Origin of the sequence: Serratia sp. CY29653 (genome assembly GCF_052169255.1) — a bacterium.
Lineage (GTDB): Bacteria > Pseudomonadota > Gammaproteobacteria > Enterobacterales > Enterobacteriaceae > Serratia > Serratia sarumanii.
In genome coordinates, this window is record NZ_JBJNLC010000009.1 from 16,201 (window position 1) to 30,901 (window position 14,701).

General features: G+C 61.9%; 15 protein-coding genes and 1 riboswitch. Of the genes, 6 read left to right on the plus strand and 9 right to left on the minus strand.

What is annotated here, in order from left to right:
- Nucleotides 1-459 precede the first annotated feature (459 nt).
- The 7 genes from thiH to ACJ8HN_RS23870 all read right to left on the minus strand — a co-directional run bounded on the left by thiH (nucleotide 460) and on the right by ACJ8HN_RS23870 (nucleotide 6,668).
- Complete coding sequence (thiH, locus tag ACJ8HN_RS23840) at nucleotides 460-1,593, minus strand: 2-iminoacetate synthase ThiH (protein WP_039569784.1); 1,134 nt, start codon at nucleotides 1,591-1,593, stop codon at nucleotides 460-462.
- Complete coding sequence (locus tag ACJ8HN_RS23845) at nucleotides 1,593-2,372, minus strand: thiazole synthase (protein ID WP_079656124.1); 780 nt, start codon at nucleotides 2,370-2,372, stop codon at nucleotides 1,593-1,595. The genes thiH and ACJ8HN_RS23845 overlap by 1 nt, the downstream gene beginning before the upstream one ends.
- 1 nt (nucleotide 2,373) lies before the next feature.
- Nucleotides 2,374-2,574, minus strand: a complete 201-nt coding sequence (gene thiS / locus ACJ8HN_RS23850; protein ID WP_016929423.1) for a sulfur carrier protein ThiS — start codon at nucleotides 2,572-2,574, stop codon at nucleotides 2,374-2,376.
- Nucleotides 2,571-3,320, minus strand: a complete 750-nt coding sequence (locus tag ACJ8HN_RS23855) for a HesA/MoeB/ThiF family protein (RefSeq protein ID WP_442524035.1) — start codon at nucleotides 3,318-3,320, stop codon at nucleotides 2,571-2,573. Before ACJ8HN_RS23855 ends, thiS begins: the two co-directional genes overlap by 4 nt.
- A complete protein-coding gene (gene thiE, locus ACJ8HN_RS23860) occupies nucleotides 3,313-3,963 on the minus strand; it encodes a thiamine phosphate synthase (RefSeq protein ID WP_033655322.1) in 651 nt (216 codons plus the stop codon). Before thiE ends, ACJ8HN_RS23855 begins: the two co-directional genes overlap by 8 nt.
- Nucleotides 3,956-5,899, minus strand: coding sequence for a phosphomethylpyrimidine synthase ThiC (gene thiC, locus ACJ8HN_RS23865; RefSeq protein WP_442524036.1), 1,944 nt, complete (start codon nucleotides 5,897-5,899; stop codon nucleotides 3,956-3,958). Before thiC ends, thiE begins: the two co-directional genes overlap by 8 nt.
- Before the next feature lie 114 nt (nucleotides 5,900-6,013).
- Nucleotides 6,014-6,137: riboswitch (TPP riboswitch) on the minus strand.
- A gap of 39 nt (nucleotides 6,138-6,176) precedes the next feature.
- Nucleotides 6,177-6,668, minus strand: coding sequence for an Rsd/AlgQ family anti-sigma factor (locus ACJ8HN_RS23870; protein ID WP_033636734.1), 492 nt, complete (start codon nucleotides 6,666-6,668; stop codon nucleotides 6,177-6,179).
- 101 nt (nucleotides 6,669-6,769) lie between these two features.
- Between ACJ8HN_RS23870 and nudC the strand changes: the two genes are divergently transcribed.
- From nudC to ACJ8HN_RS23900, 6 genes are all read left to right on the plus strand, one after another.
- Complete coding sequence (nudC, locus tag ACJ8HN_RS23875) at nucleotides 6,770-7,537, plus strand: NAD(+) diphosphatase (protein ID WP_442524037.1); 768 nt, start codon at nucleotides 6,770-6,772, stop codon at nucleotides 7,535-7,537.
- Between the two features lie 38 nt (nucleotides 7,538-7,575).
- A complete protein-coding gene (gene hemE / locus ACJ8HN_RS23880; protein WP_033636735.1) occupies nucleotides 7,576-8,640 on the plus strand; it encodes a uroporphyrinogen decarboxylase in 1,065 nt (354 codons plus the stop codon).
- Nucleotides 8,641-8,649: 9 nt separating this feature from the next.
- Nucleotides 8,650-9,336, plus strand: a complete 687-nt coding sequence (nfi, locus tag ACJ8HN_RS23885; RefSeq protein WP_442524038.1) for a deoxyribonuclease V — start codon at nucleotides 8,650-8,652, stop codon at nucleotides 9,334-9,336.
- Between the two features lie 48 nt (nucleotides 9,337-9,384).
- On the plus strand, nucleotides 9,385-9,975 hold the full coding sequence (locus ACJ8HN_RS23890; protein ID WP_025160203.1) for a YjaG family protein: 591 nt from the start codon (nucleotides 9,385-9,387) through the stop codon (nucleotides 9,973-9,975).
- A gap of 189 nt (nucleotides 9,976-10,164) precedes the next feature.
- Nucleotides 10,165-10,437 (plus strand): nucleoid-associated protein HU-alpha, encoded by a 273-nt coding sequence (gene hupA / locus ACJ8HN_RS23895; protein WP_004929874.1) that lies wholly within the window; start codon nucleotides 10,165-10,167, stop codon nucleotides 10,435-10,437.
- A 36-nt stretch (nucleotides 10,438-10,473) separates the two neighbouring features.
- Nucleotides 10,474-11,145, plus strand: coding sequence for a DUF1481 domain-containing protein (locus ACJ8HN_RS23900; RefSeq protein WP_342125249.1), 672 nt, complete (start codon nucleotides 10,474-10,476; stop codon nucleotides 11,143-11,145).
- Between the two features lie 49 nt (nucleotides 11,146-11,194).
- On the opposite strand, the gene purD is transcribed toward ACJ8HN_RS23900, so the two are convergent.
- Nucleotides 11,195-12,478 (minus strand): phosphoribosylamine--glycine ligase, encoded by a 1,284-nt coding sequence (gene purD, locus ACJ8HN_RS23905; RefSeq protein ID WP_033636738.1) that lies wholly within the window; start codon nucleotides 12,476-12,478, stop codon nucleotides 11,195-11,197.
- A gap of 48 nt (nucleotides 12,479-12,526) precedes the next feature.
- The gene (gene purH, locus ACJ8HN_RS23910) at nucleotides 12,527-14,116 is read right to left on the minus strand and encodes a bifunctional phosphoribosylaminoimidazolecarboxamide formyltransferase/IMP cyclohydrolase (protein ID WP_049234649.1); all 1,590 of its coding nucleotides are present in this window, start codon (nucleotides 14,114-14,116) and stop codon (nucleotides 12,527-12,529) included.
- Nucleotides 14,117-14,701 lie beyond the last annotated feature (585 nt).

Consider the following 14,701-nt stretch of genomic DNA (forward strand, 5'->3'; position numbering starts at 1 on the left):
AGGCGGCAAAAAGATCCGCGGCCAACACCAGGGCCAATGGCAGCACCGGGGATGACCACTCGAATCTCTCTTCGTCGTTGTACCTTCTTATCCTCGTTCCCACTTTTCTGCCGCCACAGCGCTCTATGAGTATCACTCCTGAGTGAGTGCCGCACATCGTTATGCCATATTTCTGACTGCCCATTAGCCGACAAGGCAATCTGCCCGTACGCCCTTACCGGCCGCGATACGCCATATGCGCGTTGCCGCGAACGAGGGCCCGGCGTCGCGCAAGAGAAGCTCCGGCGCGATCCGGGATGGGATAAGGCGGGGCCATCGAGAGGGTGACGGCCCCGGCCGACGCCGGGTTTGGCGGTCGGCAAGGTCACTATAGCCGGGGAGGTTACCGGCGCCAGCGCCGGCGTTCGGCATTGCGCGGCCGCTCCAGCGTTTTCTTCATGCGGCGGTAAACGTTGCCGCTTATTGCGTGCTGCGTCCCAGATAACCGTCCCAGTCTTTCCACACCGGCTGCAGCCCGGCGTTGCTGATGGCCTCGGCGACCTGCTGTGGCGTGCGGCCGTCGTGCGGCTCGAACTGTTCCAACTCCGGCGGCACGTCGTCGGCATAGCCGCCGGGCTGCGTCTTGGATCCGGCGCTGACGCTGTTGATCGCCACCGGGATCATGTGATCGCGGAAGTACGGCGATTCACGCGTAGACAGCGACAGCTCAACGTCCGGTGCGAACAGCCGGAAGGCGCAGATCAGCTGCACCAACTGAGGCTCGCTCATGATCGACGCCGGCTCAATGCCGCCGGCGCAGGGGCGCAGACGCGGGAACGAGATCGAGTAGCGGCTCTGCCAGTAGGTTTGCTGCAGGTAGAACAGATGTTCCGCCAGCAGGTAGCAGTCGGTGCGCCAGCTGTTGGACAGGCCGATCAACGCACCGAGGCCGATCTTGTCGATCCCGGCGCGCCCCAGGCGATCCGGCGTGGCCAGGCGCCAATGAAAATCCTGCTTCTGCCCGCGCAGATGGTGCTGCAGATAGGTGGCCGGATGGTAGGTTTCCTGATACACCAGCACGCCGTCCAGGCCCAGCGCTTTCAGTTCGGCGTACTCGTCCTGCGCCAGCGGCTGCACTTCCATCATCAGCGAGCTGAAGTGGCGGCGGATCGCCGGAATGTGCTGACGGAAATAGTCCATGCCAACCTTGCTCTGATGTTCGCCGGTGACCAGCAACAGGTGCTCGAACCCCAGCGCCTTGATGGCTTCGCACTCGCGTGCGATCTCCGCCGCGTCCAGCGTTTTGCGCTTGATGCGGTTGCTCATCGAAAAGCCGCAATAGGTGCAGTCGTTGGCGCACAGGTTAGAAAGATACAGCGGTACATAGAAGCTGACGACGTTGCCGAAGCGCTGACGGGTCAGCTGCTGCGCGCGCTGCGCCAGCGGTTCCAGATACGGCGCGGCGGCGGGGGAGATCAGCGCCATAAAGTCGTCGCGCGTCAGCTTGTCGGCGGTCAACGCGCGTTCCACGTCGCGTGCGGTTTTGCCGTTGATGCGCAGCGTAATGTCGTCCCAATCCAGCTGTTGCCAGCGGCTACTGAAATCGTCGGCCATCACTGCGTCTCCTCTGGTTGGCTGAGGAAGGCGGTCAGCGGGCTGGAGGCGGCCGCACCGCGCTGGCTGGCACCCAATCCGGCGCTGCACGCCAGCTCGCCGGCCTCCAGCGCCAGGCGAAACGCCCGTGCCATTTGCACCGGGTCGCGCGCTACGGCGATGGCGGTATTCACCAGCACCGCGTCGGCACCCAGCTCCATCGCTTCCAGCGCGTGGCTCGGCGCGCCGATGCCGGCGTCGACCACCACCGGCACCTTGGCCTGCTCGATGATGATCTCGAGGAAGTCACGGGTGCGCAGACCGCGGTTGGAGCCGATAGGGGCACCGAGCGGCATCACCGCCGCGCAACCCACCTCTTCCAGCCGTTTGCACAGCACCGGATCGGCACCGCAGTAGGGCAGCACCACAAAACCGTCTTTCACCAGCGTTTCCGCCGCCTTCAACGTTTCTATCGGATCCGGCAGCAGGTATTTCACATCGGGATGGATCTCCAGCTTCACCCAGTGGGTGCCGAGCGCTTCGCGCGCCAGCCGGGCGGCGAATACCGCTTCGGCGGCGGTTTTGGCGCCGGAGGTGTTGGGCAATAGCCTTACGCCCATCTGCTGCAGCGGCGCCAAAATGGCGTCGTTGCCGCCGCGCAGATCGACGCGTTTCATGGCCATGGTCACCAGCTGTGAGCCGGAGGCCGCCAGCGCCTCCAGCATCAACGCCGGAGTGGCGAACTTGCCGGTGCCGGTGAACAGGCGCGAGGTAAAAGTGGTATCGGCGATTTTCAGCATGTCAGCCTCCGGCGATCGCTTGAAACAGCAAAATGTCGTCACCGTCCTGCACCTGATGGTCGGCCCAGTCGGCGCGCGGGATGATGGTTTGGTTGATCGCCAGCGCAGTGCCCGGCTGGTGGCGTTCCAGCTGGGTCAGCAGGGCGGCGACGCTGAGCGGCTGCGCCAGCTCCAGCGGTTGGTCGTTCAGACGGATCTTCATGCCGCGCCTCCGCATACCGGGCAGGCGCGGGCCTGGCTCAGTTGCAGCGTGCTCCAGCTCTGCTGCTTGCCGTCGAACAGCCGCAGCTTGCCGTTGAGGGAGGAAGGCATACCGGCCAGCATCTTGATGGCTTCCAGCGCTTGCAGAGTGCCGATCACGCCCACCACCGGGCCGAGCACCCCGGCGGTGCGGCAGTTGCGCTGCGGCTCTTCCTGCTCCGGGTACAGGCAGGCGTAGCAGCCGTGCGCATAGGGCGGCTCGAGCACCAGCAGCTGGCCGCTGAAGCCGACCGCGCTGCCGCTGATCAGCGGCTTGGCGGCGGCGATGCAGGCGGCATTGACCTCATGACGGGTCGCCATATTGTCGCAGCAGTCCAGCACCAGATCGGCGCGGGCGACCGCGTCGCGCAGCGCTTGCCCCTGCAGCCGCTGCGCCAGCGGGATGGATTCCACCAACGGGTTCAGCGCCTGCAGGTGGCGTTGCGCCAGCGCCGCCTTGCCGGTGGCGGTATCGGCGCTGCGGTAGAGGATTTGCCGCTGCAGGTTGGTGACATGCAGCTGGTCGTCGTCGGCCAGCAGCAGCGTGCCGACGCCGGCGGCGGCCAGATACAGCGAAGCCGGGGAACCGAGCCCGCCCAAACCGACGATCAGCACCGTGGCGCGTTTGAGCCTCTCCTGGCCTTCCGAGCCGACGTCCTCCAGCAGCAGCTGGCGGCTGTAGCGCAGGAATTCCTGATCGTTAAGCATCGTTCGGATCCTCGCCTTCGATCAGCCGCAATAGCTCGGCCGTCGCCGCGCGCCAGTCCGGCGCTTGGGTGATGGCGCTGACCACCGCCACGCTGCCGACGCCGCACGCCAGCACTGCCGGTACGCGATCGATGCTGATCCCGCCGATCGCCACCGTCGGGTAATCCGCCAGGCCGGCGATGTGGCGTTTCAACTCCGCCAGCCCCTGCGGCGCCGAAGGCATGTCTTTGGTTTGGGTGGGGAAGATGTGCCCCAGCGCGATGTAGGAAGGTTTCACCGCCAGCGCGCGCGCCAGCTCCGCGTCGTCATGGGTGGACACGCCCAGCCGCAGCCCGGCGCGGTGAATGGCCGCCAGATCGGTAGTATCGAGATCCTCCTGGCCCAGATGCACGCCGTAAGCGCCGTGCTTGATCGCCAGCCGCCAGTAGTCGTTGATGAACAGCCGCGCCTGATAACGCTGGCCCAGCGCGATGGCGGCGGCGATATCCGCTTCGACCTGCTCGTCAGGCAGATCCTTGATGCGCAGCTGGATGGTGGTGACGCCGGCCTCCAGCAGGCGAGCGATCCATTCCACGCTGTCGACGACCGGGTAAAGCCCCAGTTTGTGGGGCGTAGCCGGGAAGGGGGTCGTGATATCAGTCATTGCTTGTCTCCTCTTGCAGGGTGCCGGCGCTGTGATACAGCTCGCTGCCGCGGGCGCGGAACTCGGCGGACATTTTCTCCATGCCGGTCAGCTGCACTTCGATCGGCTTGGCGGCCTCCTGGGCGGCGGCGTAGTCGCGCACCTCCTGCGAAATTTTCATCGAGCAGAATTTCGGCCCGCACATCGAGCAGAAGTGGGCGACCTTGCCGGACTCCTGCGGCAGGGTTTCGTCGTGATAGGCGCGGGCGGTGGCCGGATCGAGCGCCAGATTGAACTGATCTTCCCAGCGGAATTCGAAACGCGCCTTGGACATGGCGTTATCGCGGATCTGCGCACCCGGATGGCCTTTGGCCAGATCGGCGGCGTGAGCGGCGATCTTGTAGGTGATCAGGCCCTGCTTGACGTCCTCTTTGTTCGGCAGGCCGAGGTGTTCTTTCGGCGTGACGTAACACAACATGGCGCAGCCGAACCAGCCGATCATTGCCGCGCCGATGCCGGAGGTGAAATGGTCATAGCCCGGGGCGATATCGGTGGTCAGCGGGCCGAGGGTGTAGAACGGCGCTTCGTGGCAGTGTTCCAGCTCTTCGGTCATGTTGCGGCGGATCATCTGCATCGGCACGTGGCCCGGGCCTTCGATCATCACCTGCACGTCGTATTCCCAGGCGATTTTGGTCAGCTCGCCCAGCGTATGCAGCTCGGCGAACTGGGCTTCGTCGTTGGCGTCCTGAATCGAGCCGGGGCGCAGGCCGTCGCCGAGCGACAGCGAAACGTCGTAGGCGGCGCAGATCTCACAGATTTCACGGAAATGCCGATAGAGGAAGTTTTCCTGATGGTGCGACAGACACCATTTGGCCATGATCGAGCCGCCGCGCGACACGATGCCGGTCAGGCGTTTGGCGGTCATTGGCACGTAGCGCAGCAGCACGCCGGCGTGGATGGTGAAGTAGTCGACCCCTTGCTCCGCCTGTTCCAGCAGCGTATCGCGGAACATCTCCCAGGTGAGGTTTTCCGCCACGCCGTTGACCTTCTCCAGCGCCTGGTAGATCGGCACGGTGCCGATGGGCACCGGGCTGTTGCGCAGGATCCACTCGCGGGTTTCGTGAATATAGCGGCCGGTAGAGAGATCCATCACGGTGTCCGCGCCCCAGCGGGTGGACCACACCAGCTTCTCCACCTCTTCTTCGATCGACGACGTGACCGCCGAGTTGCCGATATTGGCGTTCACCTTCACCAGGAAATTGCGGCCGATGATCATCGGCTCCGCCTCCGGGTGATTGATGTTGGCGGGAATGATGGCGCGGCCGGCGGCCACTTCATGGCGCACGAACTCCGGCGTGATGTTGTCCGGCAGATTGGCGCCCCAGCTTTGACCCGGGTGCTGGTGGCGCAGCACCTCGCCGCGAATGCGCTCGCGCCCCATGTTTTCACGGATGGCGATGAACTCCATCTCCGGGGTGACGATACCGGCGCGGGCATAGTGCAGCTGGGTCACGCACTTGCCCGGCAGCGCCTTGCGCGGCAGCGGCAGATGTTCGAAGCGCAGATGATCCAGCCCCTCGTCCGCCAGCCGCTGTTGGGTGAAGCCGGAGCTGGCGCCGCTGAGGGTGGCGGTATCGCCGCGCGCGTCGATCCAGCCGGCGCGCAGTTTGGCGAGACCGGCGTGCACGTCGAGCTTGGCCTGCGGATCGCCGTAGGGGCCGGCGGTGTCATACACCGGGATCGCCTCGTTGGGTTCATACTGCGGGTTGTCTTTGCTGCCGCCGAGCAGGGTCGGGCTGAGCTGAATTTCGCGCATCGGCACCTGGATATCGCTGCGCGAGCCTTGCAGATAGATACGGCGTGAGTTCGGGAAAGCCATGCCTTGCAGGGTGTCGATAAACTGCTGGGCGGCTTCGCGTTGCGCTTTACGGGCGCGCGGTGGATTAACGTTAGACATAGCAAGTTCCTACCAGTGTGTTGGGTTGGGAAAGTTGCTTGTCTGGAGCTCGGAGGGAGTAATGATGGTGGCCGATAAGGCAGGGCGCCCGCAAGGGGAAGGCCGTGCCTGTGGCGATAGATTACTCTTGTTCCCTTCGCGGGTATTAACCCGATCAGGTTCCGCGGATCCCGAATTAACGGTCTCAGCCTGGCTGATTCATGAACAAATCAGGCGCTAGGCACTCCGACAAGATGCCCCCCAGTATAGGAGGGATAAGAAAAAAAACTATAAAATTTTAACGCGCCGGATCCGGCTGCGGTTGCTGCGCGGCTTCCGCCTCCAGCAGGATCAGCTTATCTTCCAGCGCAAAGCGCGCCGCCAGCGTTTCGCCGATATCCGACAAGGCCTGGTGGAATTCCAGACAAACCTCCTGATCGATATCCACTTCGGTATAGCGATCGTGGAACGCCATGATCTGTTCGGTATTGGCCCACAGCTTGGGGTAGATGTTCACCGCCAGCGACATTTTCGGACTGGCTGCGCCTTCCACTTGTTTGATAATTCTGTCATAGATATGAAAATGCCCTGCGGAGAGGTAATCCACCAGGTTGTGGCAAAAGTTCTCCAGCGCTTTTTCATTCAGCGGCGTATGCTTTTCTTTATTCGGTTTGAGGCCTACCAGCGTGCAGTAGGCGACCAGCAACTGCTTGCGGGCCTGAAGCCATTGATCAACTAATTCATTACTACCGCCAACGCGCTGAGTCAGCCTTTCCAAACGGTTGAGCATGTTTGACTCCGTGTAAGTAATAAAAGTAACCGGTAAGTTATTAAAATGTAACAAAGCCGATTTGTAGAGTGCCAGTGAAGCTGAGGTTGTGCAACAACGATATGGAACTTGCATTAACGGGCAATGAAAACGGCTGGTGGATCGTCAGCCATGAAAGCAAACTTTGGTTACCGAACGGTGAATTGCCGTCGGGGACGGCCGCCACCCTCGGGCTGCAGGGCCGCATGGCGCGCACCATCGGTGAGTGGGCGGGTGCGCCGGTTTGGCTGGTGCGCCAGGCGATGCCGCGGGAGATGGGCTCGGTGCGTCAGCTGTTGGATCTGGATCGCGGTCTGTTTCAGCTTGCCGGGCGCGGCGTGCAGCTGGCGGATTTCTACCGTTCACATCGCTATTGCGGCTACTGCGGCCATGAGATGCACCTCAGCCGCAGCGAGAGCGCCTGCCTGTGTGGCCACTGCAAAGAGCGCTACTACCCGCAGATTGCACCCTGCGTGATCGTCGCCATTCGGCGCGAGGATCAGATCCTGCTGGCGCAACACGTGCGCCATCGCGGCGGTATCCACACGGTGCTGGCCGGCTTCGTCGAAGTGGGCGAAACGCTGGAGCAGGCGGTAGCGCGCGAAGTGATGGAAGAGAGCAATATCGAAATCAAGAACCTGCGCTACATCACTTCACAACCCTGGCCGTTCCCGCACTCGCTGATGATGGCCTTTATGGCCGATTACCATCAGGGGGAAATTCGTCACGATCCCAAGGAGCTGCTCAACGCCGGCTGGTATCGCTACGACCAGCTGCCGCTGTTGCCGCCGCCCGGCACCGTGGCGCGCCGGTTGATTGAGGACACCGTGGCGCTGTGCCGGGCAGAATAATGTACAATGGCCGGCAGATTATTAAGGGAGCCCCATAAATGACTGAGTTGAAGAACGATCGCTACCTGCGCGCGCTGTTGCGCCAGCCGGTGGATGTGACCCCCGTATGGATGATGCGCCAGGCCGGTCGTTATTTACCGGAGTACAAGGCGACCCGCGCCCAGGCCGGTGATTTCATGTCGCTGTGCAAGAACGCGGAGCTGGCCTGCGAGGTCACGCTGCAGCCGCTGCGCCGCTATGCGCTGGACGCCGCCATCCTGTTCTCCGACATTCTCACCATTCCCGACGCCATGGGGCTCGGCCTGTACTTTGAAGCCGGCGAAGGCCCGCGTTTCAGCTCCCCCGTTACCTGCCGCGCCGACGTCGACAAGCTGCCGGTGTTCGATCCGGAAGTGGAGCTGGGCTATGTGATGAACGCGGTGCGCACCATTCGCCGCGAGCTGAAAGGCGAAGTGCCGCTGATCGGCTTCTCCGGCAGCCCGTGGACGCTGGCGACTTATATGGTCGAAGGCGGCAGCAGCAAAGCCTTCACCAAGCTGAAAAAGATGATGTATGCCGAGCCGGCCACGCTGCACCTGTTGCTGGACAAGCTGGCAGACAGCGTGATCCTGTACCTCAATGCCCAGATCAAAGCCGGCGCGCAGTCGGTGATGGTGTTCGACACCTGGGGCGGCGTGCTGACCGGGCGCGATTATCGCGAGTTCTCTTTGCACTACATGCACAAGATCGTCGACGGGCTGCTGCGTGAAAACGACGGCCGCCGCGTGCCGGTGACGCTGTTCACCAAAGGCGGCGGGCAGTGGCTGGAGGCGATGGCCGCCACCGGCTGCGATGCGCTGGGGCTGGATTGGACCACCGACATCGCCGACGCGCGTCGGCGCGTCGGCGACAAAGTGGCGCTGCAGGGCAATATGGATCCGTCGATGCTGTATGCCTCCCCGGCGCGCATCGCGGAAGAAGTGGAGACCATTCTGGCCGGTTTCGGCCACGGCAACGGCCATGTGTTCAACCTGGGCCACGGCATCCATCAGGATGTGCCGCCGGAGCACGCCGGCGCCTTCGTCGAGGCGGTACACGCGCACTCGGCGAAATACCACCGTTAAGGATCCGATGTGACCGATATGGCGGCCCTGCGCGCCGAACAGCTGCGGCGCGCGGCTGAAGTCATTCGCTACGACGATCTGCCGGCCGAACCGCCGACTTTCATCGCCGGCGCCGACGTGGGCTTCGAGCAAGAAGGGGCGGTGACGCGCGCCGCCATCGCCATTCTGCGCTATCCGTCGCTGGAGCTGGTGGAGTATCAGGTGGCGCGCATCGCCACCGTCATGCCCTACATCCCGGGCTTCCTGTCGTTTCGCGAATACCCGGCGCTGTTGGCCGCCTGGGGGCAGCTGCAGCAGAAACCGGGGCTGATCTTCGTCGATGGGCATGGCATTTCGCATCCGCGGCGTCTCGGCGTCGCCAGCCATTTCGGCCTGCTGGTCGATGTGCCGACCATCGGCGTGGCCAAGAAGCGCCTGTGCGGCAAATTCGCGCCGCTGGACGCCGCCGTCGGCGCGCTGGCGCCGCTGGAAGATAAGGGTGAACCGCTGGGCTGGGTGTGGCGCAGCAAGGCGCGTTGCAACCCGCTGTTCATCTCTACCGGCCATCGCGTGAGCGCCGACAGTGCGCTGGGGTGGGTGCAACGCTGTATGGCGGGCTACCGTTTACCGGAGCCGACCCGTTGGGCCGACGCCATCGCATCGCGCCGTCCGGCGTTTCAGCGTTGGTTGCAGCAGCATCCGGAGGTGTCGCCATGAGCGATTTCGGGTACACTGCGCCGCAGATAACGCGTAAGAGAGTAAAGCATGCTACGTAACCCGATTCATTTACGTCTGGAACGGCTCGAGGCCTGGCAACATTTGACCTTTATGGCCAGTTTGTGCGAGCGTATGTACCCGAATTACCAGATGTTCTGCAAACAGACCGAGTTCGGCGATCCGGCGGTTTATCGCCGCATTCTGGATTTGGTGTGGGAAACGCTGGTGGTGAAGGACGCCAAGGTCAACTTCGACAGCCAGCTCGAGAAGTTGGAAGAGGCGATTCCGTCGGCGGAAGATTACGATCTTTACGGCGTTTACCCGGCAATTGATGCCTGTATCGCATTAGGGGAACTGATCCATTCGCGGCTCGGCGGGGAGACGCTGGAGCACGCCATTGCCATCAGCGAAACATCGATTCGCACCGTGGCGATGTTGGAAATGACCCAAGCCGGTAAGGAAATGACCGACGAAGAGTTGGAAAGTTTGCCTGCGGTAGAGGAAGAATGGGACATTCAATGGGAAATTTTCCGCCTGTTGGACGCCTGTGAAGAGCGCGATATAGACCTGATCAAGGGGCTGCGATCCGACCTGCGAGAGGCCGGTGTCAGCAACATCGGGATAAATTTAGCGCAATAAGGCAACAAAACGTGATTTAACGCCTGATTTGTCATGCCTTAAGGCTTCACATCCGCACCCTGTCTGGTCTACATTTGGGGGGCGTAAAAAAAGTGGCTATCGGTGCGTGTATGCAGGAGAGTGCTGTCAATCGGCATATCCGTCGCACTCGATGCTTTGCAAACGATAAACACACTGTAAGGATAACTTATGAACAAGACTCAACTGATTGATGTAATCGCGGACAAGGCTGACCTTTCCAAAGCACAAGCTAAACTGGCTCTGGAATCCACCCTGGCTGCTATTACTGAGTCTCTGAAAGAAGGTGATGCAGTACAATTGGTTGGCTTCGGTACTTTCAAAGTAAACCATCGTAGCGAGCGCACTGGCCGCAACCCACAGACTGGCAAAGAAATCAAAATCGCAGCAGCCAACGTGCCTGCGTTCGTTTCTGGCAAAGCACTGAAAGACGCTGTTAAATAAGACCGCGCCTCGGTGAAAAGAATAAACAGGGGGGTGATGGCGCCCCTTTTGTTTGCTCGTCGGGCGCTCATGGCCGTTGGCATCGCCGTCGGCCTGAGCGCCTGCAGTTTCCATTCCGATATCCCCAGCTTTACCGCCAGCGGCTTCGTGGCCGATCAGGGTGTGATACGCCTGTGGCGTAAAGACGATGAGCAACATCGTCCGCAGGTGTTGGTCAGCGTCTACAGCCCTTACCGCGGTCCGGGTACCATCACCACGCTGTACACCTATCAGGGCGACGTGCTGCGCCAAATCAAACGCAACGACGCCGACGGCGATCGAGATTCCATTCAGCTGCGCTTTGCCGACGACGGCACGGTGAGTTTTATGCAGCGCCAGCTGGCGACACGCCGCGAACCGCTGACCAGCGATGAAATCGCTCTGTACCAATATCAGGCGCGGCGTATCCTTGAAGTGAGCAATGCGCTGCGCGCCGGCAAGGTGAAATTGCTGCAGGGGCACTGGATGCAGGGCGAGGTGCAAACCTGCAACGGCCAACGCATGAAACCGGGGCTGGATGCCGCCTCCATCGTTTGGATCGAGAAACGCGCCCGAAGCAGTAGCCGGCCGGTGAGCGTCGCCTGGCTGGAAGCGCCCGAAGGCAGCGAACTGCTGCTGGTGGCGAACGACGACTTCTGCAGCTGGGAACCGAAAGAAGACCAGCTGTAAAAAAGGCCCCGCGCTGCGGAGCCTCCCATCATGACCTTAGACGGCCAAATCACTTGCCACGCGCAATCGCGCGATAACCGATGTCTTTGCGGCAGAAGCTGCCCGGCCACTGAATGCCTTCCGCCAGCTGGTAGGCGCGTTGCTGCGCCTGTGCCACGGTGTCGCCCAGCGCCGTTACGCACAGCACGCGGCCGCCGCTGGTGACGACGTCATCGCCCTGCAGGCGTGTACCGGCATGGAAGACCTTGCCGTCGGCGCTTTCCTGCTGCGGCAACCCCTGGATCACTTCGCCGTTGCGATAGTCCCCCGGATAACCGCCGGCCGCCAGCACCACGCCGAGCGCAGGGCGTTCGTCCCAGTCGGAGCTTTTCTCGTTCAGGCGGCCTTCGGCACCCGCCAGGCACAGCTCCACCAGATCGGAGCGCAGGCGCAGCATGATCGGCTGGGTTTCGGGATCGCCAAAACGACAGTTGAATTCGATCACCTTCGGCTGGCCATCGGCGGCGATCATCAGGCCGGCGTACAGGAAGCCGACGTAGGTGTTGCCTTCCGCCGCCATGCCGCGCACCGTCGGCCAGATCACCTGATCCATGGCGCGCCGGTGGATTTCGTCGGTCACGACCGGCGCCGGGGAGTAAGCCCCCATGCCGCCGGTGTTCGGGCCGGTGTCGCCGTCGCCGACGCGTTTGTGGTCCTGGCTGGTGGCCATTGGCACCACGTTCTCGCCGTCGACCATCACGATGAAGCTGGCTTCTTCGCCGTCGAGGAACTCTTCCACCACGATGCGATGACCGGCGTCGCCGAAGGCGTTGCCGGCCAGCATGTCTCGCACGGCTTCTTCCGCTTCCTGCAGCGTCATCGCGACGATCACGCCTTTACCGGCCGCCAGGCCATCGGCCTTGATGACGATCGGTGCGCCTTTGCGGCGCACATAGGCCAGCGCCGGCTCCACCTCGGTAAAGTTTTCATATTCGGCGGTCGGGATGCGGTGGCGCGCCAGGAAATCTTTGGTGAAGGCTTTGGAGCCTTCGAGCTGCGCGGCGGCCTGCGACGGGCCGAAGATTTTCAAACCGGCGGCCTGGAAGGCATCGACCACGCCGATCACCAGCGGCGCTTCCGGCCCGACGATGGTCAGACCGATGTCATGGCTCTGGGCGAAAGCGACCAGGGCAGGGATGTCGGTGGCGGCGATCGCCACGTTTTCCAGATTGGCTTCCAGCGCGGTGCCGGCATTGCCCGGCGCAACGTAGACTTTGTCCGCCAGCGGAGACTGGGCGGCTTTCCAGGCCAGCGCGTGCTCGCGCCCGCCGTTGCCGATAATCAAAATGTTCATCAGGGGCTCCACGAATGGCGTGCGCTGAAGCGCACGCGGCAAAAGGAATTAATGGCGGAAGTGACGCATGTCGGTAAAGATCATGGCGATGCCGTGTTCGTTGGCGGCGGCGATCACTTCGTCGTCGCGGATCGAGCCGCCCGGCTGGATCACGCAGGTGATGCCGACCGCCGCCGCGGCATCGATGCCGTCGCGGAACGGGAAGAAGGCGTCGGAGGCCATGGCAGACCCTTTCACTTCCAGCCCTTCGTCGCCCGCTTTGATGCCGGCGATCTTGGCGGAGTAAACGCGGCTCATCTGGCCGGCGCCTATGCCGATGGTCATGTTGTCACGTGCATAGACGATGGCGTTGGATTTCACGAACTTGGCCACTTTCCAGCAGAACAGCGCGTCGCGCAGTTCCTGTTCGGTCGGCTGACGCTCGGATACCACACGCAGATCGGCGGCGGTTACCATGCCCAGATCGCGATCCTGCACCAGCAGGCCGCCGTTGACGCGCTTGAAGTCCAGCCCTGCCACGCGTTGCTGCCACTGGCCGCAGGCCAGCACGCGCACGTTCTGCTTGGCGGCCAGCAGGGAGCGCGCTTCCTGGGTGACGTTTGGCGCGATGATCACTTCCACGAACTGGCGGCTGATGATCGCCTGCGCGGTGGCGGCATCCAGCTCGCGGTTAAAGGCGATGATGCCGCCAAAGGCGGAGGTCGGGTCGGTTTGGTAAGCGCGCTCGTAGGCGGCCAGGATGTCGTCGCCGATCGCCACGCCGCAAGGGTTGGCGTGTTTGACGATCACGCAGGCCGGCTCGGCGAACTCTTTCACGCATTCCAGCGCGGCGTCGGTATCGGCGATGTTGTTATAAGACAGCGCTTTGCCCTGCAGCTGCTCGGCGGTCGCGACGGACGCTTCCTTTACCTCTTCTTCTATATAGAAGGCGGCCTGCTGGTGGCTGTTCTCACCGTAGCGCATATCCTGCTTCTTGATGTAGTTGAGGTTCAGGGTGCGCGGGAAGCGGCCGGACGGCTGCTCGGTCTCGCCATGGTACGCCGGCACCAGCGCGCCGAAGTAGTTGGCGATCATGCTGTCGTAGGCGGCGGTGTGCTCGAAGGCCTTGATGGCGAGATCGAAGCGGGTGGCATAGCGCAGCGAGCCGTCGTTGTTGTCCATCTCGGTAATGATGGCGGCGTAGTCGCTGCTCTTCACCACGATGGCGACGTCTTTATGGTTCTTGGCGGCGGAGCGCACCATGGTCGGGCCGCCGATATCGATATTCTCGACCGCGTCTTCCAGCGAGCAATCCGGGCGCGCCACGGTTTGGGCGAACGGGTACAGATTGACGACCACCATGTCGATAGGCTGGATGTCATGCTGAGTCATGACGGCGTCGTCCTGTCCGCGGCGGCCGAGAATACCGCCGTGAACTTTCGGGTGCAGGGTCTTTACTCGTCCGTCCATCATCTCCGGGAAGCCGGTGTAGTCGGAAACTTCGGTAACGGGCAGACCGGCGTCTGCCAGCAGGCGAGCGGTACCGCCGGTGGAGAGCAGTTCAACGCCGCGCTGGGAAAGCGCTTCGGCGAATTCAACGATACCGGCTTTGTCAGACACGCTGAGCAGGGCCCGGCGGATTGGACGAGGTTGTTGCATGGTTTTATCCCTTGGCTTTGAGTCGCAATTAAAGAGCGTTACGTGAATGTCCACCTCGTTCTCTCTATAAGGAAAGGTTTTTGCCTTATAAAGGGAGGGGCAGGCGCATATTCAGGTAGCGCCCCCATAAAAAGGGGATCGTTTCGTCGCGGGGAATTGTAGCGAAAACGTTTGCGTGGCGCTCGTAAATTTTCCGTGCAAATCGCATCTGTGGATAACACTGTGTGCAAGTGGGTATAAGGCGGGGTTTTGCTGTGGAATGCAGCGAACGATCGTTTTTGCGGAAAATACCTGTTGCGGCCTGCGAGGAACTCCCTATAATGCGCCTCCATCGACACGGAACATGTGAACAACTTCACAGAGTATCCGGGGGTCGCAGAGAAAAAATCCTGAAAATTAGGGTTGACTCTGAAAGAGGAAAGCGTAATATACGCCACCTCGAGTTAGCAAGCGAAAGCGCCTAACTCACTGCTCTTTAACAATTTATCAGACAATCTGTGTGGGCACTCCACAAGACGATATCCAGCATCTTCGGATGCAAAAAAATATCAAGTCTTGAAGAGTGACTAACTGAAGTAAAATTCA